The sequence below is a fragment of the Pedobacter nyackensis genome, assembly GCF_900176505.1.
Lineage (GTDB): Bacteria > Bacteroidota > Bacteroidia > Sphingobacteriales > Sphingobacteriaceae > Pedobacter > Pedobacter nyackensis.
Map to the genome: position 1 here is coordinate 135,823 of NZ_FWYB01000001.1, position 21,782 is coordinate 157,604.

General features: G+C 40.5%; 22 protein-coding genes. 15 read left to right on the plus strand and 7 right to left on the minus strand.

Annotated elements, in window-relative coordinates; translation table 11 throughout:
- Positions 1-5: 5 nt before the first annotated feature.
- From B9A18_RS25260 to B9A18_RS00705, 4 genes are all read left to right on the plus strand, one after another.
- Positions 6-575 carry a hypothetical protein gene (locus tag B9A18_RS25260; RefSeq protein WP_084286745.1) on the plus strand — a complete coding sequence of 190 codons (570 nt, stop codon included), beginning with the start codon at positions 6-8 and terminating at the stop codon, positions 573-575.
- Positions 576-577: 2 nt separating this feature from the next.
- Positions 578-760: a hypothetical protein gene (locus tag B9A18_RS00695; protein ID WP_084286746.1), complete on the plus strand. Its 183-nt coding sequence runs from the start codon at positions 578-580 to the stop codon at positions 758-760.
- 69 nt (positions 761-829) lie between these two features.
- Positions 830-1,417, plus strand: coding sequence for a hypothetical protein (locus B9A18_RS00700; protein ID WP_084286747.1), 588 nt, complete (start codon positions 830-832; stop codon positions 1,415-1,417).
- Positions 1,418-1,550: 133 nt separating this feature from the next.
- Positions 1,551-5,147, plus strand: coding sequence for a hypothetical protein (locus tag B9A18_RS00705; protein ID WP_084286748.1), 3,597 nt, complete (start codon positions 1,551-1,553; stop codon positions 5,145-5,147).
- 42 nt (positions 5,148-5,189) lie between these two features.
- Here B9A18_RS00705 and B9A18_RS00710 read toward each other — a convergent pair whose 3' ends face one another.
- Both B9A18_RS00710 and B9A18_RS00715 read right to left on the minus strand, forming a co-directional pair.
- Positions 5,190-5,714, minus strand: coding sequence for a DUF2335 domain-containing protein (locus tag B9A18_RS00710; RefSeq protein ID WP_084286749.1), 525 nt, complete (start codon positions 5,712-5,714; stop codon positions 5,190-5,192).
- A 7-nt stretch (positions 5,715-5,721) separates the two neighbouring features.
- Positions 5,722-5,949 carry a hypothetical protein gene (locus B9A18_RS00715; protein ID WP_084286750.1) on the minus strand — a complete coding sequence of 76 codons (228 nt, stop codon included), beginning with the start codon at positions 5,947-5,949 and terminating at the stop codon, positions 5,722-5,724.
- A gap of 352 nt (positions 5,950-6,301) precedes the next feature.
- On the opposite strand from B9A18_RS00715, the gene B9A18_RS00720 reads away from it, so the two are divergent.
- The 7 genes from B9A18_RS00720 to B9A18_RS00750 are packed head-to-tail and all read left to right on the plus strand — an operon-like array spanning position 6,302 to position 16,014.
- Entirely contained in the window at positions 6,302-7,216 is a 915-nt protein-coding gene (locus tag B9A18_RS00720) for a hypothetical protein (protein ID WP_084286751.1), read from the plus strand.
- Positions 7,213-9,048, plus strand: coding sequence for a phage tail protein (locus B9A18_RS00725; protein ID WP_084286752.1), 1,836 nt, complete (start codon positions 7,213-7,215; stop codon positions 9,046-9,048). The genes B9A18_RS00720 and B9A18_RS00725 overlap by 4 nt, the downstream gene beginning before the upstream one ends.
- A complete protein-coding gene (locus B9A18_RS00730) occupies positions 9,048-10,136 on the plus strand; it encodes a polysaccharide deacetylase family protein (protein WP_144009344.1) in 1,089 nt (362 codons plus the stop codon). The genes B9A18_RS00725 and B9A18_RS00730 overlap by 1 nt, the downstream gene beginning before the upstream one ends.
- Complete coding sequence (locus B9A18_RS00735) at positions 10,127-11,248, plus strand: hypothetical protein (protein WP_084286754.1); 1,122 nt, start codon at positions 10,127-10,129, stop codon at positions 11,246-11,248. Before B9A18_RS00730 ends, B9A18_RS00735 begins: the two co-directional genes overlap by 10 nt.
- Positions 11,249-11,257: 9 nt before the next feature.
- On the plus strand, positions 11,258-15,394 hold the full coding sequence (locus B9A18_RS00740; RefSeq protein ID WP_084286755.1) for a phage tail protein: 4,137 nt from the start codon (positions 11,258-11,260) through the stop codon (positions 15,392-15,394).
- Between the two features lie 13 nt (positions 15,395-15,407).
- Positions 15,408-15,731 carry a hypothetical protein gene (locus tag B9A18_RS00745; RefSeq protein WP_084286756.1) on the plus strand — a complete coding sequence of 108 codons (324 nt, stop codon included), beginning with the start codon at positions 15,408-15,410 and terminating at the stop codon, positions 15,729-15,731.
- Position 15,732: 1 nt separating this feature from the next.
- Positions 15,733-16,014: a hypothetical protein gene (locus tag B9A18_RS00750; RefSeq protein WP_084286757.1), complete on the plus strand. Its 282-nt coding sequence runs from the start codon at positions 15,733-15,735 to the stop codon at positions 16,012-16,014.
- A gap of 28 nt (positions 16,015-16,042) precedes the next feature.
- Here the strand turns inward: B9A18_RS00750 and B9A18_RS00755 are convergent, their stop codons facing one another.
- Positions 16,043-16,363 (minus strand): hypothetical protein, encoded by a 321-nt coding sequence (locus tag B9A18_RS00755; protein ID WP_084286758.1) that lies wholly within the window; start codon positions 16,361-16,363, stop codon positions 16,043-16,045.
- The gene (locus B9A18_RS00760) at positions 16,363-16,698 is read right to left on the minus strand and encodes a hypothetical protein (protein WP_144009346.1); all 336 of its coding nucleotides are present in this window, start codon (positions 16,696-16,698) and stop codon (positions 16,363-16,365) included. Before B9A18_RS00760 ends, B9A18_RS00755 begins: the two co-directional genes overlap by 1 nt.
- 162 nt (positions 16,699-16,860) lie before the next feature.
- On the opposite strand from B9A18_RS00760, the gene B9A18_RS00765 reads away from it, so the two are divergent.
- The 3 genes from B9A18_RS00765 (at position 16,861) to B9A18_RS00780 (ending at position 18,458) form a co-directional block, all read left to right on the plus strand.
- Positions 16,861-17,352: an N-acetylmuramoyl-L-alanine amidase gene (locus B9A18_RS00765; RefSeq protein ID WP_084286760.1), complete on the plus strand. Its 492-nt coding sequence runs from the start codon at positions 16,861-16,863 to the stop codon at positions 17,350-17,352.
- A gap of 1 nt (position 17,353) precedes the next feature.
- Positions 17,354-17,725: a hypothetical protein gene (locus tag B9A18_RS00770; protein WP_084286761.1), complete on the plus strand. Its 372-nt coding sequence runs from the start codon at positions 17,354-17,356 to the stop codon at positions 17,723-17,725.
- Between the two features lie 172 nt (positions 17,726-17,897).
- Positions 17,898-18,458 carry a DUF4381 domain-containing protein gene (locus tag B9A18_RS00780; protein ID WP_144009347.1) on the plus strand — a complete coding sequence of 187 codons (561 nt, stop codon included), beginning with the start codon at positions 17,898-17,900 and terminating at the stop codon, positions 18,456-18,458.
- A 183-nt stretch (positions 18,459-18,641) separates the two neighbouring features.
- Here B9A18_RS00780 and B9A18_RS00785 read toward each other — a convergent pair whose 3' ends face one another.
- Together B9A18_RS00785 and B9A18_RS00790 are read right to left on the minus strand one after the other, a co-directional pair.
- Entirely contained in the window at positions 18,642-19,088 is a 447-nt protein-coding gene (locus tag B9A18_RS00785) for a DUF2059 domain-containing protein (protein ID WP_084286764.1), read from the minus strand.
- A gap of 306 nt (positions 19,089-19,394) precedes the next feature.
- The gene (locus B9A18_RS00790) at positions 19,395-20,243 is read right to left on the minus strand and encodes a DUF3575 domain-containing protein (protein WP_235005203.1); all 849 of its coding nucleotides are present in this window, start codon (positions 20,241-20,243) and stop codon (positions 19,395-19,397) included.
- Between the two features lie 157 nt (positions 20,244-20,400).
- Here B9A18_RS00790 and B9A18_RS00795 point away from each other — a divergent pair, with 157 nt between their 5' ends.
- Entirely contained in the window at positions 20,401-21,192 is a 792-nt protein-coding gene (locus B9A18_RS00795; RefSeq protein WP_084286765.1) for a response regulator transcription factor, read from the plus strand.
- A gap of 56 nt (positions 21,193-21,248) precedes the next feature.
- Here the strand turns inward: B9A18_RS00795 and B9A18_RS00800 are convergent, their stop codons facing one another.
- On the minus strand, positions 21,249-21,677 hold the full coding sequence (locus B9A18_RS00800; RefSeq protein ID WP_084287414.1) for a VOC family protein: 429 nt from the start codon (positions 21,675-21,677) through the stop codon (positions 21,249-21,251).
- Positions 21,678-21,782 lie beyond the last annotated feature (105 nt).

Genomic DNA, 21,782 nt, shown 5'->3' on the forward strand with positions numbered 1-21,782 from the left:
AAATTATGGCAACAAATGTAGTAGGGGGAATAGAGAAAATCGAAGTTGCCCCGGCGTTCCAAACCGAAGCAGGTATTGCAACGGCAGTTTGGGTAACGTTAGAAAATATTGCGCCTGATACGGTTCTGTACACTAAAAATGCGGACACTGAATCGAGCATTGTTCCTGAGGACAAAGATGTAGCGTTCGTTACATTCTACACACCAGGAGAACCTGACACCCTAACGGTAGGCTTGTTGGAGCAAAAACCAGAGGTAATGCAGTTGCTGGAGAACGTGGTTTACACGCCTGCTACTACAAAGGTAACTTTGCTTGCAAAACGTAAGATTGCAGATCTGGCATTCAAGATCACAACCAGACCAATGAAGGACGGACGTAAATGCGTTATCGTTATTCCGAATACCCATGCAACGACTACCTACGCTAACAACTTGTCAAAAACTACAGTACAGCAATTGCTTATCACTGCAAAACTTGACTCGTTTAAAACCACTACAGGATCGTTGGATGCTATTTCAATTAAAACATGGGTGTTGGCTGATGGTACTGCTATTGATTCAACAATCATCCCTTAGTCATGGTTAGGGTTAGAATTTTAATCGACTTTATGGTATCGGCCTCTAGTTCGATGTACGTGAAAGGTTGGGAAGGGGAGGTAAGTAATGAATTAGCAGACCGTCATGGTCCAGAAGGCACCGGTTTCCTTGAATTGATTGCTGATGTCAAACCGAAAACCGAGCCTAAAAAAGACAATAAATAATTCCCGAAAGGGATTGAACGAAAGCCCCGGCCTAAATAATGGGTTCGGGGCTTTCTATTTAAACAAAATATGGAGGAGAAATTTATATTAAAATCAATAACTGATACGCTAACTGGAAAGAAGGTGCACCAGATTACGGTGCCGATTCGAGTAGTGGATCAGCCTACTTATATCCGTAGTTTTTGGGATAAAGTGTTATTCCGTAAAGGGATTATGGTTGAGCCAGAAACATCCAGGACATTTGAGATATGGCCCTGCGTGGTAAAAAACATGTACCGAGTTGCTGGTAATGCTGCATTACTGGTTGACAGCCTACATGACGATCACTCGGAGAACATCAAACTCGTTAACGATAACATGCCAATTGTGGCTCATATCGTTGCTGCAGCAATTCAAAACAATAAGTTTGAACCTGCGCCGGAGCTTATTGAGTTTCTGGAGGACAATATTGATGCGGATGATATGTACACTGCACTACAGGCCGCATTTGATAACGCAGGGATGCAGTCTTTTTCAAATTCTATTGTCTTAATGAAGGGGACGGAAACGATCCTAAAAACAAAGGCAAGTCCAAACGACGGGAGCGAGTTGATAGCCTCCCACATAGCAACATTGGATCAGTCTGCAAATACTTTGGATGGACTCCAGACACAGTAATGGAAATGACTTGGGATAACTACGTGTTGTATTTAGCTAGTATTCCTAAGCATGATGATGAAGTCGATACTGCTGATAAGGGTCAGAAACCGGAAGTAAAAGAAGCGTGGGATTTATTTTAAAATGAAAAGGGATGAGTGAGATATTAGGGTTTCAGGGTAAAGTTGATTTCACCCAGGCAAAGAAGGATGTTAAGGATTTTGAAAAGTATTTATCAACGGTTGGTATAAGCCTTCCGAAAGACATTTCCGCTAAAACTTTTGATACTAAACCTTTAACGGAATATCAAAAAGAAGTAATTCGCATTAAGCAGGAAACGCTAGAACTGGCGAAGGCGAAAGCAGAGACTACCAAAGCAGACAGAGCGGCAAGCTTAGCCACACAGGCGGCACTGAGAGAAGAAATAAGGCTAAAGAAGGAGGCTGCATCGGTTAAGCGACCTGTTGACTTTGGTAATTCTCAAGCCGAAATTGATTTGTCGAATGCCGGAAGAGCGGCAGGCGGTGGGCGTGTGGCATCCAGTGGTACCGCAGAGCTCGTTAGATTGCTGAATGAGGATTTCGCAGCTGGTAAAATCGGCGCAGCGGAGTATAAGGCCGAAATTGAAAGGCTGAATGCTATAATGAAGCAGACTTCTTCAGCTACAAAGGAAGCGGATGGCGCTATAAAAGGGAAAACTCTATCAGCGAAAGAGCAGGCAAGACTACTGGCAGAAGAAAAGTACTTACAGTCACAAGCAACCAAGGAACTTAAAAATAACATCAGAGAGCAGCTTAATGCTAAGGGGTCAACTGAGGCTCGAAGGGCCGCATTGATAAGACTACAAACTGCTTTTGATAGGTTGTCGGCAACTGAACGTGCTTCGCCAGCTGGCCAGCGATTGGAGGGGATAGTCGGCAGGCTGAATACTCAGGTCTTATCATTAGAAAAGTCAACGGGTAGATCAGGGAGGAACGTAGGTAACTACCTTAATCAGGCATGGTCTGGGTTGAAAACCATTGCAAACATTTTACCAGGGATGGGGATTGCAGGCGTGCTTGCATTTGCCATTGATCCTTTAATGGAGTATATCAAAAGTCTTGATTTATTTAAAAGCAAACTTAGCCAGGTTAAATTGGCTCAAACTGCCGTTAGTGAAGCCTTGAAGGGTGGAGATTATACGCAAGCTGTTAAAAACGTTGAACAACTTCGAATCAATGTTGATCTGGCAAAGAAAGGGTTGTATGATAAAAAAGCAGTTGTAGATGAATACAATAAGTCAATAGGAGTTACTGCCGGGCAAGTAAAAAATCTTGACGAAGTGGAAGCAAACTTGGTTAAGAACGCTGATGCGTATATACAGATGACCTTGTATAAAGCTGCCGCTAATCTTCAATTACAAAAAGCAGCTGAGAAGGCTGCCGAGATACAGGAACTGTCAAGAAAGAAAACTGAAGAATTTGCAAACTCCTTTGATAAAGTTGTAGGAGGGGCTGCTGCAGGTGGCGGTGGATCTCAATTCGGAGTTTCAACCTTTGATTCTGGTGCCTACGAAAAGGCTTTAAAGGAAGAAGGAGAAAAAAGAAAAGAAGTAAGGCATAAGGAGTTAAAGAAAGAAAAGAAGGACTTTACAGATAATGCTTCATCCTTGATGAAAACCGCCTCTGAGGAAGCGAAAAAAATGGGAGGAGTATTAGGCGCTGATACAGGTGCAGCCACTAAGGCATCTACTAAGGCGTTAAATGCTGCCCTTAGTGCTGCTGAATCTTTGTCTAAAAAACTAACTGACATTCATAATGCTTCATTCCGGAAAACGCTTTCTAATGATGACGCGGAAATACAAGCCGTAAAAGATAAGTATGAGGCAATGCGGGTAGAGGCTAAGAAGTTTTATGAAGAATTTGGAAACAAGCCTGTAAAAATCAATGGTAAAAATGTTAGTAAAGATCAAGTTTTTGGCACCTTAAAAGCCGATGAACAATCTGAAAAGGACGCAATATTAGCACAACGTAAAGCTGATAAGGATAAGAAGGAGCAGGAAGCAGCCCAAAAGCATTATGAAACCCTCTTAAAGGATTTCATGGATTATGGTCAGAAAATGGATAAGCTGAAAGCCGATTTCGAAGCTGACAGTTTATTGTTGATCAATGATCCTCGTCAGCAAGCAGTACGAAAAGCGGCCTATGATAAAGATGTTCAGGACCTGGTTGATACCAACAGTAAAAAACTTGATGAGTATGAGAAACTGATTGAAGGTATTGAAAAGTTATCAAGAAAAGAAGCATTAGCAGCGCTGGAGGTGGCTAGTAAACGACTTGCAGATGATAAAGGTGCTGGATTAGTTTCTGATAAAGTAGCTAAGGAAACGGAAGCGCTGTTTGCAAAAACCAAGAAGGCAATCATTAAAGGAACTAAAGAAGCAGGCGAGGAGTTAATTGCATTAGCCAATCAAATTGATCAGTTAGCGTCAGAAGTAGATAGTATCGATGAAGCTTTTGGCAAAGTATTAAGAACTGTCTCTAATGTCGTTGGTCAGGTTGGGAACATTCAGAAAGGGATGTCAGACTTTAATAAAGAAGGAGCATCTCCATTAGATAAACTGACTGCTGGTCTTGGAATGATTGGTGCCGGTATCTCGATTTTCAAATCTGTGTTTTCTTTATTCGACAGATCTGCTCAACGAGAAGAGCAAGCTGCATACGCCAGGGACTTGCAAAATAAGCAAACTGAGGCCCTAAATAAATCACTTGAAAGGCAGATCTCATTGCTTAATGATGCTTACGGTACTGATAGGCTATTAAAGTATAATGAAGCAATTAAACAGGCAACTGAGAATCAGGCTAAATATCAGCAACAATTAAACGGTAAGTATCAGCTAACCGGAGATAAAGCAATTGATAAACAACTTGAAAAACTTAATTCCGGAGAATGGAAATTGGGCGGTGATATGACAAGTTTATTAATAAAGGACTTGATTAAAAAAGGCGCTGTTAATACTCTACCAACCGATATAAGAGAACTTGAAAAATTACTTGACGAAGGGAAATTGGATTCTGGTACTGCTGTTATTGTTCAAAATTTAATAAAAGCTAACGAGTCGGCAGAACAATTGAAAAATCAATTAAGAGCTGAAAATGTTGGCGCTGGCCTTAGTACTATTGTTGATGAGTTCATGGACAGTCTTACGGATGGTGTAGGTGGCGTAGAAGATGCACTCACTAAGGCGATACGTAGGGGGTTGCTAAACTCTTTAAAAGGAGATATTACTGAAAAATTCCTTCAAGACTATTATGAAATGCTGGATAAAGCATTAATTGATGGGAACATATCGGCTGATGAAGACGCATTACTACGTGAACAGCTTCGTAAAGCGGACGAGTACGGTAAGGAAAGGTTAGATTATATAAATAAAACAGCACCGGAAACGAAGGAGCCAGATAAAAAAACAGGCATATCCGGCGCCATCGTTGGCGAAGCACTAAAGGAAGATACCGCCAATCGAATGCTTGGGTTACAGCAGGGCCAGTATGATGCTACGAAGCAGATCGGATTGACCATGGGGGATATGCTGCAGATAGGCCGATCAAAATTAGCTGCCCTGGAAAAGATAGCTGCCAATACTCTACGTGGTGCGGATAATACTGAGGGTCATACAACCCTTCTCAATAAGATTGCGGAAAACACTACTCCAAAATCTACTACTTCGGATCCATTGGGGCAATCATTAAGAGACAACGGAATTAAGATTTAAAATAAAAATCCCCCTTCTATTGATTAGGAGGGGGATTAAATATTAGTTAGGATTTTTCTTATCTAAATTTGATTTTTGATACTGTTTCCCTACAATAAATATAGTTACCAATGATACTAGATCAAGCGTGCCAATTATTGTTCCTTCTATTCCATGGCCAGTAAAAATGCATATGAATGATGCCAATAAAACGAGAATAGCAATTATAAATGCGTAGTGTTGACCACGTCCGCTTTGATTCTGCTGTGAAGTTATAACTTTGGATTCCATAGCAATCCTATGATCTGATTGTTTTTCAGCCATTGCCATTATCCTTTCAGCTCCATTGGGGATTATCTCATTGTAACTGGCTAAAGTTGCAGGGTCTGGTATTGGTCCGCTATGAGTTTTCTTCATGCTTATTGCAACCGATCTAATAATTCTTGTTCGCTTGTCGTGTGGAATATTCTTGAACAATTCTGGTTCAGATTCCATAACCTGCTTTTCCAATAAGGAAACGCCGTTAACTTGATTTTTAGCTTCTTCTGTAGGGTAGGGCTTTTGTTGCTGAGAGTGTTGTTTTGACATTTATTGTTTATAAACAAGGTTCTAAATTCCGGTTATCATAATTTTCTTTTGCCTCCCTAATATCTTGTCCAATCATACTGAAATCGCTTCGAATGGCTATTGAGTCAGCATCTCCGTTTTCAGATTCGTTATACTCATAAAAATTTCCGCTCAAATTTATCGCAGAACTTGCACCCATCAAAAAGTTGTTTGTCGGAAATAAAAAATCTGTGTAAAACTTACTTTCTTTGTCCATAACTTTTTATTTATTTTTTAATCTAAAACGTATTGTCGCCTAATTAATTATATATGATGTTATTTTTAGGCGCGCAAAAGTAGGAACTTTTTATTACATATATCTAATATAATAAAAAAATATGCAGGTGTTAAATGCATATCTACTTTTTGCGGTCACGTTAATAACACTAATGTATGTAATCTGTTTCAATTATTCCAAATTATTACACATAATTCTACATTGTTACACAAATATAGGAATTGATATCCCAATATTTCCCATTAATTACCGATATCCCTCATTGTTTATTAACGCCCTATTGTAAGCCAGCCTACGGTTCCTACTTTACCCAATTGGGTAATTTCGTACGATGTACGAGTTAGGCGGATTTGACTTATTGAATGCTGGTTTTATACCTATTGTAAACGGAGATAGCAATGTTGCTTTATCTGGTTTTTTGGATATGCCAGCTCGATTAGGGAAAACGCATTACGACTGGGCAGGCGAGGTTGGTATTGAGCCATACGTAAGCGCCAGTGAGATATTCTTTGGTGGTCGTGCTCTAACCTTGACAGGAGTGGTAACCGGTGCAGATCAATACGAGTGTAATGACAAGGTTTCAGCGATTTACCGTGCTATTGATGGATTTACAGATTTAGTGCCATTGGTTACTGAATACGGTACATACAACGTTTTTGTTAATGCTGCCATTGCAGGCGAGTACATGCCGGATGCGGGCCAGACTAAAGGCATTAAACTAACGATCCCCATGCGGGAGCCAGTTGTTTCAATGCCTGGTGTAGTCCCAATTGGAACAAATAGTGAGTTTGGTATTGACGGAATAAGCTTCTTAGAGTTGGGAGGCGAGTACATACAACTGGAGGGTGATCGTAGAAATCGCACAGCTCCAAAGGGTGAGAATGCCAGTGTTTATGGTAAGGAAAGCTACCTGATCACTAACCCAGTGGCACCAGAGTTAAAATTAAAGATTGCTATTAAGCAGCCGACATATGCGGGGATGAAAGAGAAGGCTGACGCTGTGATGGCGCTGTTTGCTAAACCAGGCATGCGTTCACTGACCGTGAACAATGACCGTTTACGTAGCTTCTTTGTGAAGGATGGGTTTAAAGCCAGTCGGGTATATATAAAGGATGAGTTCTCTTTCTGCCTGCTTGAATGTAGTTTGACTGAGTCGGGTATAGGAGGAACATTCGCAGATCTGGTGGATGCTCTTGGAAATAGAATAACAAATAATGAGGGCGATATAATTAGGGTAAGGATATGAGTGATTTAATATTTCCAGATAACGCAGAACCGGTAGCCGTACCAGATGGTACCGAGAAGATATTTGCTGCAAGACAAAGTGATGGTAAGATCATTTATTTTACCGGGACACAGTTGTTTGCTTCATTATTGAAGCTAAAAACAATTAATAACCAATCTTTAATTGGGACCGGTAATCTAACCATTGTTGGTGGTGGAGGTGGTGGTCCCGCTGTAGTTGAGCCGTGGGCAGCCGGAATGTATGGTGTTAATGTTCCGGTAAGACATAAAATTGGTGAGACGTCCTATTTATTTGTTTCCAAAGAAGCTGATAATGAGGATGAGCCTGTTTTGCCAACCTCGCCTGCATGGATTCAAACTGATTTTTATAACGGAATAATATCATGGTCAGGTTCATTTCCATATAACGAAGGTTCATGGGTTACTGGTGATGCAAATTCTAAAATTTACGAGTCAAAGGTTGATGGCAATACAGGTAATATACCTAGTGGCGGCATATCAAATGAGTATTGGAAATATATTGGCAACTATGTAGGTTTTTACTTCGAAGGAACTTTCGATAAAGGAGATGTGGTTATTGTTTCTGCTGAGGGTAGTAGGATATATGTATCTAACATTGCTGATAACCAGGAGCCTATTACATCGATCAGTAGTCCGGGTAAATGGGATCTGATTGGGCCTGAACTTTCAGGTGTATTTGAGGAGTTGGAGGACAAGGTTGATAAAGCTGTTTATGATGTTTTTGTTGCGGCTAACACGATTGCTTTGGCTGCTAAAGCTGATCTTGAAGGAGGCAAGCTGAAACCTGAGCAGGCCATCGATGCGAAACTTTCAGATGCGCAATTTGAACAACAAACAGTTGAAGGGGTTCCTCAAGATATCACAGTTAAAGAGTCCTGGTTAACTAACTTCATCTTGTCTGTGGGCGCTGCTCAGGGGTGGTCTGGACTTCCAGCATTAGGAACACCAGCATTAACTTTTGGAACTTCTACGAGCAGTCAAAATGTATTGAACTGGACAAGGCCGACAAACGGGGTAAGCTCAACTGTACAAGCCCTCATAAGCGGAACATGGACCACTATTTATACCGGTACTGATCTTACTTATACCCACACTGGACTTACAGCATCCACCTCTTACGATTATCGTGTTAAAGCTACCGCTTCAGGTTATGCTGACAGTCCTTACGGCACGGGTAGTAAATCGACATTGGCTGAAAGCGGAGGTGGATATGTAGTTGAAAATACTTACCTAATTAACTTTGGGTCAGAGTTTGGTTCTAATGCACCTGCTCCATTCAATAACATGAGGCCTGCCGCTTCATTATTACAAACAATTAACGGGTTTACATCTCCGGTACTGGTTGACGATTTAGGAGTTTCGTCTTTAATTACTGTTAAAAATTCAGGCGCTTTCGGCGGAGCTTCTGGTCAGATAAGTGTTAGCCAAAATACAGCGGGTAATACCGGCGCATTTAATAATGTAGTCGTAAATACAGGGTGGACTATAAATGGAGGAACTAATGCCGCATTACTTATCGATAGCTTGAACGCATCAAAATTCTATGAGATAGGATTCTTAATGCCTAAGGATGCAGCAGATTCAGTTAGAGGGGTTACTATTGGTGGTGTAGTAAAAAATAGGGACGCAACAGGGACCAATTTGCAATCATTTGGACTTGCTGCAAATGGGTTAGATGACCCTCAGTTTATCGTATTCCTAAACTTAACAGGTGTTACTTCCGTTTCAGCACTCATCAAAAGGGTGAGCGGAGATTATGGCGCATTCATATCAATGATGTATATCCGGGTAAGTAATGTAGCAAAGCCATAATGAAAGCGAGATTCAATTATATAATGGGGGATCCGGCCCCGATTGATCCGAATAAGCTTATTACTAAAGTTAAATTCGCTTCCGCTCCTTCTTCTGCTGTAGCGGCAATTGCGCCAAGGAAATTCAATAAAAAGAATCATTGGGCTTTTGAGTGGGATGATGCCTCAAGTGGGGCGGTAACGGGATTAGGCATACTGAATAATGCTTTTTACACCGATGGTTGTGGAAACAGTATCAATTATTCGGGCACTCTCGCTATTAATGGCGCTAATGAAAATACCCCTGAAGCTTACCCTTTGGATGGTTACGCTTACAGCGGAGCTGATGGTAGAGCGTCTTTAACACAGATGATTACTATGATCAATGCCGGATGGGAGATTAGTGACCATAGTTACTATCACGATCCTGTGGGTAAGGGCGCGCTTTATACAGCATATCAAATGACGGTGATGATGCAAACTTACATTCAGGAGAGGTTGAATTATTGGACACGGAGTAAAGTTGTGCCTACAAATTACGCGGGTCATGCTACTGCTGCCCGGGATTTAGGGTACTTGTATTCTACCTCACAGGGCACCTTTGATAGTTTTACCGCTGAATGGGTGTTTGCGCCTCCAGGGAACTGGGTAAATGTTCCGGCTGACTTTGCACCATTAAGAAGAGACTTCACAGATAACTGGCCAGGGAGTTTAACTAATCTGCAAAACATGGTCACTACCTTAAAAGCTGCAACAGGTAAATTTTTCAGAGTTGGTAGCCATACCATTAATACCACTGCGTTTCAGTCGCTGGTTGATTTTCTGGTAGCAAATTCAGGGGATGAGTTTTTGGTTTCCAGTACGCGAGAATGGTTAGAGTATGACGAGGTAAGGGTACAGCCAATTACACAGTCTTTATTAGGCGATACCTTAACAATTACAAGCGATTTAACTGGCCTTGATCCAAAGAACAGATGGAGAGATTTGAGCTTCAATATTACATCAGATCAAACAATTGAAAGTGTTACAACTGTGGGTGGTGACAGCTCCTCTTTCAATCCGGCAACAGGATTGGTAAATGTATTTAAACAAATAAACGAATGGCTTTAAGAAAAGGAACTATTACAGAGGGTGGTAAAAAAATCAATTGGTCTGAAACCACAACAGGCATCGATTATGCAGATGGAAAAACAGCTACACCTTCACCGCGCAACATGGATGCGAAGATCGCTTACAAGTCGGCTACAGATATTATCGTAATTCCGGAACAGCCGCCAATACCGACAATTAAGGTCGACCACATTTATTTGGCGAGTGAAGCATTGAATTCTGCTGGTAAAAAAGCTGTTAATGGTGATAGTATTCAGGTTATCCCTGATTCAGTTGGAGGTCTTCCATTGAAGTATGCAGGGGTGGCTGCACCTATATTGACAGGTAAGCCGCCAGTTATATGGAATGGTGAAATCCTATTTGATAACGAGCCACATACGCTTTTCAATTCAAACCGTTTTGACAGGTTGGTAAATTACCCGTATGAAGAAACATTAGTCCTGAGAGTTGTTCCTGGTACCGGTTATGAACAATTTCAAAATGATTGGAACAATGACCTGAGTATTGGTGATTCAGGTGGAAGTTTACGAGCGGGTGATGCCGATGTCAACACTCAAACATTCTTGAGCAGCAAATACGATTTTTTTAAAGTAATGGTTATCCATGTTCTAGCTGAGTCTGGTAAACAGACTATGTGGCTGAACGGTAAAAATATTGGATCAATACCAAGCCGTACAACTTCTCGAAAGCTGCTAAACTCGGTTGGGGTAAACACGAACAACGCGCAATGGAATTTTATCGCAAAGTACGTTAAGCTAAGTAAATTCAATGATGAGGAAAGGGCTGAACATATTGCCTCTGTACTTGCTGAATTTAAGCAGGGAACCAATCCAAGCGCACCATTCGCTAGGAATATAAATATATCAAAGGACGCTGTTTATACCGCTAAATACGACTACAACGGATCCTTACCGCAAGATGTTTCTAAAACTCAGTACAGATGGTTAGGCCTAGATTCAGGAGGTTTAGGGGCTGTAAAAATATTAGGAACAGAGCAAACATTGCCGCTTACATCAGCAGCTGGTTTTCTCAATTTAAGAGTGGAAGTTAAGGTATTTAATATCGATGGTGACTCATTCAGATATGTGAGCATGCCGTTTACACAAAAATAAAATAAAGGAATGCAGATACAGGTTTTAAGAGAGGGAGAAGTAATATCAACGTTTGATATTGATGAGGGTACTGTATTCAATGAGAAATTACAGAGCGCCAGGTTGATCACGTGTCCAGTATCAGCGGTTAATGCATTGCCATTGCAGGAAGGTGACTATATTATCCATAAAGGCGAAAATTACATTATCAACACGCTTCCGGAGTTTGACAAGGATGGATCCGCGTTGCAGAAAAAGTATAACATCACGTTTGAAGCAGAGTTTTATTTGCTGCTCGATAAGTATGTAATTAATAGCATGCAGCAAAAGGAATTTCCATTATATGGATCTGCATTGGATCACTTGAATATGATCTTTGCTAGTGCTAACCGTAATGATACTGGTTGGACTGTTGGTGAGGTTGCTTCTACTGAAGGAGAGCTGATCAATTACAATTGGACTTATGTTCGGGCTGCTTTGGATGAGATTGCAGCTGCTTTCAAATTGGAATGGTCGTTTACTGGCCGGACCATTAGGATGGTTTCGACTATTGGTGTAGATACAGGACTAACCTTTGAAGTTGGCCGGGGTAAAGGATTACACCAGATCAAACGATCACAGGATTCTTCGAAGTCTGTAGTAACCCGCGTTTTTGGTGTCGGAGGTTCTCGTAATATCGAAGCTAGTTATAGAGGTGGAGTTGAGCGTTCATTAATCTTTGAAGGTAGGTATGTTGAAACTCCGGGAGTAACAGCCGGTACCGAGCGAGTTCGTGAAGGGCGATACACCAATGAGGAGATCTACCCTCGTTTCAATGGTGTAGTAAGCGGGGTTGTGGTTAATCGGGATACTGAGGGAGTGATCACTGATGTGGTCATCACAGACAACGCGATAGACTTCGATATCAATGCCCATCTTCAGGAGGGCGTAAAAGCTAAAGTTTCTTTCAGGACCGGAGCATTAACAGGCGCTGAGTTTGAGATTGCTTCATATAATGCGGCAACTAAGGAAATTGAGTTGATTCCGGTGGCAGATACAATTGGCTATGTATTGCCAAATGACTTGAATCTTCCGGTAATAGGCGATAAGTTCACTTTGCTTGAAATGAAGATGCCTGCTGCGTATGTGGCAGCTGCTGAACTTGAATTGCGTAATGCTACGTTGCAATACCTGGATGATAACAAGTCGGCTCGATTGCTGTATGGCGCCAAGCCTGATGAAAAGCATTTGCGCGACAATAATATAGTATTGAAAGTTGGTGATCGCGGTACTGTTATTGAAAGTGAGATTGATGTTAATGAGATCTTACGCTTCACTGAGATTAGCTATCCACTGGTTAATGAGTTCGATGTAACCGCAGTTGTTGGGAATGAAATTAGGTACGACAGGGTAGTTAAATTATTTGCCGATGTCCTACAAACGCGTAAGGATGTGCAAACCATTGACAGAAGATCTGTTGAGCTGGCTAAACGCGGTGTGCAGAATTTACGTGCATTGGAATCGAGTATTTTTGATACTGATGGCAAGTTTGATTCTGATAAATTAAACGTCGGAGTATTAACCACGATGCTTGCTATTATCGGTACAAGGTCACAGAACTTCAAACTGGCAAATGTATACATTACGGATAACTATAATGCTAATGCAAATGCTGTTTCAATTTCCGGGGGAAGTCTTATCCACTTTGAAATATCAAATCCCGGCAATTTAGCCGAATGGACCATAACTCCCATTGTGCAATCTGGGTTGGTACCTGCATCATTATATTACGTTTACTGCAAATGTAGTAAGACCTCTCAGGTAGGTTCATTTGTGATTACAACAGATAAGATCAAACCGGAAGATGTTCCGGGGTTCTGGATGTTTTTGGCTGGTGTAATTTACCCCGTGGTTGATGGGTGGAGAAATTCAGACTTCACAAATGGTCTGGCTGATATAAACCCAGCGAGGTTAAAAATCGGTAAGATCATATCAAGGGATGGACTTACTGGCTTTGACTTGGATAACAGTACGATATTCGGAAAGATAGCTTTCGCCAGTGGGTCAAATGGGTATGATAATATTGCAGATAAACCTGACCTATCAATTTATGCTACAGAGGGCTTTGTCGATGCAATTGCGGCTGATTTGCAGAACCAGATCGACGGGTCAATAACTACGTGGTTTTATGGTTACGAGCCAACGTTGGCTAATGTCCCGGCAAATGGGTGGCTGACTACCGATGAGAAAAATCAGCACCTAGGTGATTTGTTTTATGATACCTTAACAGGTTACGCTTACAGGTTTCAATTAGCAGGCGCTTATGGCTGGGTAAAGATTACCGATACTGATATTACGCTGGCACTGGCTAAAGCGCAAGAGGCACAAGATACAGCTGATGGTAAGCGTAGAGTGTTCACCGCTACGCCAGTAACCCCTTACGATGTTGGCGATCTTTGGACACAGGGTGCTTCAGGAGATTTAATGAGGTGTGCAGTGGCCCGGGCAACTGGCGTTTATGTAGCTAGCGATTGGGTAAAAGCTGTTAAGTATACTGATGATACTGCTGTTGATAATTTGGTTATTGGGGGAAGGAACTTTCTTCGAGATAGTGGTGTATCGGTTGAGAATGACAATTACAACATAGCTAACTACACTTATTCTGAACGGATGGTTTCAGGACAGGTGTATACGATAACTATATGGGGCAGTTTAGGCGCTGGCAAAGCTTATTTTGGAGCGTGGAACGAGAACGGTAGCGTTGGATTGGCTACATTAAACCAAATATCGGATGGAGTTTATAGTAGAACTTTTACAGGCACTGAAAACAGTTTAGGCGCTCCGCATATCTCGATATTTGCTGTAGATAGTTCCGTTGTAGTAAATTCCAGAATTGATAAAATAAAACTTGAAAAAGGCAACAAAGCAACCGATTGGACTGCTGCCCCAGAAGATTTACAATTAGCAGCACAACAAACCGCTGATGCTGCAAGGGATGCTGCAAAGGCCTACGCTGATGCTCAGGATTATTTGAAGGAGGTGCAAACCAAAGCCTATGCTGATGGAATAGTTGATGCTGAAGAAGCACGAGCTATAGCTGATGCTGAAGCTAAATTGGCACTTGCTTATAGTGACGCGACAGCTAAGGCTAATGCTGCTCGAGTAGCTGCTGAGGCGGCGGCTGCGTCTGACGCTACCAATAAAGCCAACGCAGCCCAATCAGCCGCCATCGCCTCAGCCAACGCAACAGCTGAAGTAATTGCCCAATCCAAAGCTGATATCGCTCAGGCGGCTGCAATAAGTGTAGCCAGTACTGATGCACAGAATAAAGCTAATGCGGCTTATAGTAATTCACTGGCTGCTGCACAAACTTACGCGTCAACGGTTGCCAATAGTGCGGCCACTCAGGCAGAGATTAATGCTGCTGCTGATGCTTTGAATAAGGCGAATGCGGCCAAAGCAGCGGCAGAAGCTACAGCGGCAGCAGCTCAGTCAGCTTTGACGGCTCAGCTAAAAACCATGGCTTACCGTGATATTAACATTGCTGGTTCGCAGGGTGTGACAATTGTTGACGGAGGTAATTTTGTGACGTTCAATGCGGATATAGCTTACTTGAAGGCGAATGTGGCGAATATTGAGTATTTGGAAGCCTTGGATATTGTTGCAAAAACATTGGCTGCTACCCAGGGTACAATAGGCGGATGGACAATTGGCGCAACAACCCTTTATTCGGGAACAGATCCAGGTAACTATATCGAGCTTCAGTCAGGCTCATCGCCTAGACTTTACATGAGAAATTCGGCTCAGGCAGCTGGGGAATACAGTATGATTAATTCATCAGGTGTATTTATTATGTCAAACGGCAACAGTCTACCAACAGGATATGGTAGTTACAATGCGGTTGCGGCTTTTAAGCTTAAGACAGTGTCGAGTATAAATGACGTGGCTTTGTATTGTTGGGCTCCTTCTGGATCAAACGCATTTATTTGTGAAGGAGATGCTTTTTTTTCAAAAGCAGTTACAGTGGTTGGTAGTGTTATTTTAGACAGTAATATATATGCTACCGGAGGTAATTACAACTTTCAAAACATTCCACATGTTAACGACATAGGTGTTAACGTAAATAACACACATACTCTTCGCGTCGTGATTGCTGGCGGTCATTTTGGTAGAATAGTGAGATACTAAAACAAATAAAATTATGAAAACAACAAAAATAGACTTCAACGAAGTTACTTACTCAGACTTAGAAGGAAATACTTTTAGCCTTCCAGAACAATTTATTAAGGACTTTGCAAACAAAGCGTACACGACGGCGCCAACTATAGACATTGCAGAGTTGGCTACAAAGATCTTTCATTCTCAAAAAAAACAGGCTGATTTGATTCTTGATCCTGAAGAATTGTCGCTACTGATCAATGTATTTGATAATGTTAGGCTACTGGGCTATCCAGTTCATAAAGCAACAAAAATGTATCTCGAAACGAGATTAAACGAATTAACAAACAAATTAAAATCAGAATAAAATGGCAACAGCAGCAAAAAGAGTGGTAGTTTCAGAACTACAAAAGAAAGTAGCAACGTTAAAGGTGGGTGAAAATACCTTCACGTTTAATTATGAAGCGAAGGTTGGTGAGAATGTAACTGTGGTTAATATCTCAGGAGCGATAGGTAATGGCCATTTAAACTACTCAGTAAACGGAAGTATAATTAATATCAACTTCAATAATACTCCATACAATGAAGATGTGATTAGAGCGATCAATTTGGAGATCGAAGATATCACAAAACCGGTAATAGTAGATTAGAAATTAGAAAGCCCCGATAAAAAGGGGCTTATTTACTTCCTCTTAAGAAATATAAAGTTTGGCCGTATAGATTACCCAGCCTCAGTTCAGTACCATCAATGAACAAAATTTGATAGGTTTCTGGCATATTTTGGTAAGTCCTTCTTAACATTCTTCGGCCGTTCTCCATGTACTCGTAATACTTTTCAGAGTCACCTTCATTTTTAACATTTTCAATGGTTAGCCACATTCGTCCATCTCTAGAAATCCAAGTTCCGATCAATGGGAAGTCGTTAAAAACTGGATTAGTATTCTCTTTTCCACATCCAATGCATAAAAATAAAGCAACTACTAACAGAATTTTTTTCATTATTTCATTCTTACAAATGGGATGTCTTTCTTTTCAGGATCCTTTGTGTCAATAAGCATCATTTCATTTTTACCAATCCACTTAACTATATAAACATCTTCAAAGGCTTCTTCACCAGTTTTATAGCTTACCTTAAGATATTTTATATCCTCCTTTGAATACTCGAGAAACTGAATGTATTTTCCTTCTCCTTTAGTATTTGCGATCGGGAATTGTAATTCAGGGCTACTTGAATACCAGGTGCCTATTAAAGTTAATTCAGGGTATTTATATTCCTTTTTACAGCCAGTACAAGACATAAAAAGTAATAGAGAGAAGTAAAATAGATATTTCATGCGTAAATATAAATATAATATTGAGACGTAAGCGATAGTAAATAGTTACTAGTCCTTTCCTAGTCTTTTCCTTTATAATCTCCTGTTGATAAGGTCTTAAACCATAGCCGAGTACTGGTATGGGGTAAATTTGTATAACACCACTAGGGTGGGTAGGGAGATATGAGGAGAATTGATTACATCGTACTGCATTGTACCGCAGGACCACAAAATCAGACGATTGACACAATAAAACGTTATTGGAAAAATGAACTTGGTTGGTCTAAACCTGGTTACCATTATCTGATAAATGCAGATGGTAGTTACGAGAAGATTCACCCAATAGAAAGTCCGACAAACGGCGTAGCCGGAAACAACGCGCATAGCATACATATAAGTTATATCGGAGGTGTTGAGGTGTTACAGTCAATCAATAAATCGGGGAAGGTTATTAATGTTGTAGGAAAGTCGGTGGATAACCGTACAGAGGCCCAAATAGCTACCCAGATCGCTATTATTAAAAAATTAAAGCCGTACGCTCCGAATGCAAAGATAGTAGGGCACAGGGATTTCTCCCCAGATAAAAACCATGACGGTATTTTGCAGCCTAATGAATGGATGAAAGCATGCCCATCATTTGACGTAAAGTCATGGATTAAATCAGTGGGGTTATAAAATGGAAGAAAACCAAACTCCCAAACAAGACATGGTTGATAGGAAGGCCGCTTGGATTGAACGAATGTTTGATAAGCTCTATGCCGCAACTATAAAGAATCCTTACGGTGCGCTTTTGGTTGTTTCAGTTCTGATGAATATCTGGCAATTTAATATCGCTGCAAACAAAGATGTAAGATGGCAGGAGGATATCACAAAGCTGAATGACAAGATCAATGCAGCGGTAGAACGGAGTGTGCAGCGGGAACTTCCTAAACAAATGGTTACGATCCAGGCAAAACAGGACAGTGTAAGTAAGAACGTAGACACATCACTTCTCAATTTAAATGGAACGCTCGAAACAGTGAGAAAACTAATTAAAAACAAGAAATGAAAAAGCTATTTATACTACCGGTGTTCGTACTTTTTATTACTGGAGCATCGTCTACAAAGGTCGAACCTCAGGTTACTCATCCACCAATCCAGGAACAGGTTCAGCCAATCAGCGCACGGATTGACAGCATCAATATAAAGGCTGTGCAATTGCAGCAATTAATCCAACAGCTATGAGAAGGTTAATTTGTATACTCGTGATTGCTGTCTTGTGTTCAGGGTGCGGTGTGTTCCGGAAGGTTTTTAAAGCCAAACATTCTCAGAGCACAGAGCTGTCCAGTAAATCTAAAAAGGATAGCACTGGCCTGATCATCGATAAGTCAACTACCACCATTAAGGAAAAGATCGATACCGTTATCACTATTCCTGGACAGGTCGTGCAGCAGGATACATACCTAAACATGGATAGCCTGGTTAATGGCATGACCGCAATTAAGAATGATCTTATTGAAGTAAGGCTGCATCTCAATCCAATCACCGGTATACTGTCAGTGGTGGCGAATTTAAAGGCTCAGAAGGTGCCAGTTAAGTTGGATAGGGAAACTACTAAGCAAAACGATATTGTTCAGCAGACATCTACAAAGGTGGAAAACGAGGATAAATCAAAACAGTCGTCAAGCGCCTCAGCTATTCAGAAGGAACCTATTGAAATTAGCGGCTGGTTGATTGGATTGGGAATTGTTATATTCGCATTGTTAGCTGTAGCATACTGGCTAAGAAAAAAGATGATTTAAGCGTTTTTGCTACAGCTGTGCTACAGTGAATTAAAAATTAAAATTTAATTAGTTGATAATAAGAGTGTTAACTGTAGTTGCGTAGATTAGAAGCAATAAACTTACGGATTGTTTAAGCTTTATTGCCTTTGTTTGTATCAAAATCTTGATACAAACAAAGGCGTTTGGGTATATCTTTTGGAACTAATACCCTTTTTCCTGAATTTTTTTTATGATATCTTCTCCTAATTTTTTTCCCCATACCTGTCCTGCTTGCATTGAATCCGCTACAATAAATGGAGTTTTCTCTGCCAATTTTTTTCCGACAGGACTCTGATAAAAGGCGATAAGCTCTTTTAGATCCTGTTCAGACATATGTTTCTGATAAACTGGGAGTAACATTTCTAAAAGGTGGTCAAAGCTAGATTTTGTCAAGCTTTGTTCAAGCTCATCCCAGAATGCGGCAGGGATTTCGGACTTCTGTTGTTTAAACATGATGATAGACTGTCCAATTGCAGCTTTATAGGTGTTTTGCGAGCCCGATACTTCCATCATTTTACTTAAAGTGCTCTTGTAAGAAGTGTTGTCCTGAGCAAAAGAAAATGAACCAGTCAATAAAATAAAGGAAAGTAAGAAAATGATCTTCTTCATGTGGGAAATGGATAACGTTAATTAAATATTTATTTGCAGTAAACTTAACAAATCTGTCGACAGCCTCAACTATTGCCGTTGATTTTTTTTATTCGACTCCCTGAAAGGGAGCCGCAGGTATATGTTCATCAAATAGGGCATAGGTAAACTGTTTGCCTTGCCTCACACCACTGCAAACTATACAGTCAAGCTTTGCCTGTATCATTACATGCCCCATTTGACGTCCATTTAAAGGAATGCCCTGCCGAGTCAGGGGGGGCACCTTCAAATCCCTTACTGGTTAACCGGTAAGGGATTCAGTAGCGATTAGAATGCAATTCCCAAACTAAATCCTCCTCTTAAACCAATCAGTGGACCTTTTACTTTTGCTGTTACACCCGAATTGGTCACTGCTGCATTTACGTAATTTTTATCCCGTATTGTAGTTGTACCCTCCAGATCGTCTTTTAAGTTCATTTTGTCCTGTTGAGACATTGAACTTAAATCAACCGGCCCATCAGCGTCACCTTTTATAGTTCCATAATGACCACCAACGTAGATGTCAAGTGCTATAGTCCTGGAAATGATGAATTGAGTTCCCAATAGAATACCGCCTGCATACCCTTTTAAGTCCGATTTTAAAGGAATGTTATAGGTTGCACTATTGGTCTCATATTCGTAATCGTAATTAATCTTAGTATTTACGTAACGACCATATAAGGCAAGGTAAAAACCTCTGGCTCCGGAGAACTGACCTCCATAAAAACGAAATTCAGCAGTATAGGCTGTATTGGAAACCCTGATTCGGTCGAGGTCGTCTTTTACCCTGTCACCATCATCAAATATTTTGTCGGATACTTTATCTGTAATTGGCAGATCCGACAGCGTTTTCTCCGACATCTTATTGTATCCTGCTACAAAACTGACTTTTCGGCCAAGTAAATGCTCATAACTAAAATTATAGCTTTTTACCATGGTTAATGCAGCGAGGTTGATTTTTAACAGATTTTTTCTGTAAGGTCTCGGATCCTTTTCTATTCTTGGCGTGTCAATTACGGTATTTGTACTGTCTGTTTCAGACTGCGCGTTTGCTCCGGTTGCGGATAGCGCTAACAGGAGCAATGTCCCCCAGAATATCGAAATTCCAGGAGCTTTTAGGTTTAAGAAATGTTTCATGGTGTGAAAAGTTTAACTAAATTTAAGCTTCTTTAACCTTTTAGTATATAGCAATTTGTTGTCATTTTTCGTGGGTCAAAACTTTTTTGCTTCCTGAGTGTATAGTACTATACATCGTCCCTTAGATTTAGTCATTCACTTGAAATAAAAATGTACTATGAAAACGAAAAGTAGGCCAACATGGTTTGGCTATTTGGAGAACTTAAGGCAGCGTGTTCATGAGTCCAGCCAATTTAGTCTTACAGCATTTGATGATTTCATCAAAGCCAATGGTTTCGCCTATTCTTTTTTTAGATATAATGTTCCATTTATTTACTTGCTGGACTATCGGACGGGGATGTATATCAATATGTCTGATAATTTTGCAGGCTATAGTTCCGAATGTTTTTTAAAAGACGGGATCAATCATACGCTTCAGATTTATGATCCTGATCATTTGAATCTTTTTAATAAAGAGATTTTTCCGGATAGATTAGACATTTTAAAAAAAATCAATCCTGAAGAACATAAAAACTATGTATTCTCTTACACGCAGAGGATGAAAAACAGGGAAGGTATTTATGAAGACTTTCTTCAAAGGAATTGTTTTTTATCAGATAAGGAGGGGAATCCGCTCTTTAGTATGGGGATGATCATGAACATCAATCATTTTGGTAACCACAATTCTATAGTACAAACGGTTGATAAAGTTGATGGTATTGGAATAGGTGAGCATGAGTCCATCTATAAAAAGGTGTATTACCTAAATGAGGAAGATAAGTTGTTTTCTAAGCGTGAAAGGGAAGTGCTGTTGTGGATGGCAGAAGGGTTAAGCAGTAAAATGATTGCCGATAAGTTGTTCATTAGTGAGCATACAATCAATAATCATCGTAGGCATATGCATGATAAAACCCATACCGCAAATGCCATTGCTTTGGTAAGTTTTGCCATTAAAAATGGGGTAATATAGCTAAGAAGATCTGCACAGTAGTAAGGCGTACATAACTGTGCAGATCAATTCATTGGTTATTTTGCTTGTGGGTAGGTGTAAGTAATCATCCACTGCGTGCCGAACTTATCCTGAACAATGCCGAAATAGTCTCCCCAAAACATTTTTTCCATCGGCATCTCTACTTTGCCGCCGGGAGATAGTTCCTTAAAAATGCGGTCAGCTTCGGCTTCACTCTCTACACCAAGAGATAGGTAGAAGTTGTTTCCCAATATTATTTTCTGTCCCAATGATTCCAACGTGTCAGTAGCCATCAGGATGTTGCCATTAGGGAATTTCAGTGAAATGTGACAGATTTTGTCTTTTTCATTTTCAGGTGTTTTATCATCGGGCATATCCCTGAAACGCATGATCATTGTGATCTCGCCACCAATTATAGATTTATACAAATTAAAAGCTTCTTCGGTTGTTCCCGGAAAGTTCAAATAAGGATTAAGCGTAGTCATAATTTTGAATTTTAAGTTTTGTATTGTTTCGATAGATTGTGTTGTTAATAACAAGCGTTTTTACTTCTGTTCTTACAATTCAAAATTAAGCCGAACGGTTTGAAA

Excerpts from the sequence above, each read along its gene's own strand:
- B9A18_RS25260 (WP_084286745.1), top strand. The coding sequence starts at position 6 with ATGGCAACAAATGTAGTAGGGGGAATAGAGAAAATCGAAGTTGCCCCG.
- B9A18_RS00695 (WP_084286746.1), top strand. The coding sequence starts at position 578 with ATGGTTAGGGTTAGAATTTTAATCGACTTTATGGTATCGGCCTCTAGT.
- B9A18_RS00700 (WP_084286747.1), top strand. The coding sequence starts at position 830 with ATGGAGGAGAAATTTATATTAAAATCAATAACTGATACGCTAACTGGA.
- B9A18_RS00705 (WP_084286748.1), top strand. The coding sequence starts at position 1,551 with ATGAGTGAGATATTAGGGTTTCAGGGTAAAGTTGATTTCACCCAGGCA.
- B9A18_RS00710 (WP_084286749.1), bottom strand. The coding sequence starts at position 5,714 with ATGTCAAAACAACACTCTCAGCAACAAAAGCCCTACCCTACAGAAGAA.
- B9A18_RS00715 (WP_084286750.1), bottom strand. The coding sequence starts at position 5,949 with ATGGACAAAGAAAGTAAGTTTTACACAGATTTTTTATTTCCGACAAAC.
- B9A18_RS00720 (WP_084286751.1), top strand. The coding sequence starts at position 6,302 with ATGTACGAGTTAGGCGGATTTGACTTATTGAATGCTGGTTTTATACCT.
- B9A18_RS00725 (WP_084286752.1), top strand. The coding sequence starts at position 7,213 with ATGAGTGATTTAATATTTCCAGATAACGCAGAACCGGTAGCCGTACCA.
- B9A18_RS00730 (WP_144009344.1), top strand. The coding sequence starts at position 9,048 with ATGAAAGCGAGATTCAATTATATAATGGGGGATCCGGCCCCGATTGAT.
- B9A18_RS00735 (WP_084286754.1), top strand. The coding sequence starts at position 10,127 with ATGGCTTTAAGAAAAGGAACTATTACAGAGGGTGGTAAAAAAATCAAT.
- B9A18_RS00740 (WP_084286755.1), top strand. The coding sequence starts at position 11,258 with ATGCAGATACAGGTTTTAAGAGAGGGAGAAGTAATATCAACGTTTGAT.
- B9A18_RS00745 (WP_084286756.1), top strand. The coding sequence starts at position 15,408 with ATGAAAACAACAAAAATAGACTTCAACGAAGTTACTTACTCAGACTTA.
- B9A18_RS00750 (WP_084286757.1), top strand. The coding sequence starts at position 15,733 with ATGGCAACAGCAGCAAAAAGAGTGGTAGTTTCAGAACTACAAAAGAAA.
- B9A18_RS00755 (WP_084286758.1), bottom strand. The coding sequence starts at position 16,363 with ATGAAAAAAATTCTGTTAGTAGTTGCTTTATTTTTATGCATTGGATGT.
- B9A18_RS00760 (WP_144009346.1), bottom strand. The coding sequence starts at position 16,698 with ATGAAATATCTATTTTACTTCTCTCTATTACTTTTTATGTCTTGTACT.
- B9A18_RS00765 (WP_084286760.1), top strand. The coding sequence starts at position 16,861 with ATGAGGAGAATTGATTACATCGTACTGCATTGTACCGCAGGACCACAA.
- B9A18_RS00770 (WP_084286761.1), top strand. The coding sequence starts at position 17,354 with ATGGAAGAAAACCAAACTCCCAAACAAGACATGGTTGATAGGAAGGCC.
- B9A18_RS00780 (WP_144009347.1), top strand. The coding sequence starts at position 17,898 with ATGAGAAGGTTAATTTGTATACTCGTGATTGCTGTCTTGTGTTCAGGG.
- B9A18_RS00785 (WP_084286764.1), bottom strand. The coding sequence starts at position 19,088 with ATGAAGAAGATCATTTTCTTACTTTCCTTTATTTTATTGACTGGTTCA.
- B9A18_RS00790 (WP_235005203.1), bottom strand. The coding sequence starts at position 20,243 with ATGAAACATTTCTTAAACCTAAAAGCTCCTGGAATTTCGATATTCTGG.
- B9A18_RS00795 (WP_084286765.1), top strand. The coding sequence starts at position 20,401 with ATGAAAACGAAAAGTAGGCCAACATGGTTTGGCTATTTGGAGAACTTA.
- B9A18_RS00800 (WP_084287414.1), bottom strand. The coding sequence starts at position 21,677 with ATGACTACGCTTAATCCTTATTTGAACTTTCCGGGAACAACCGAAGAA.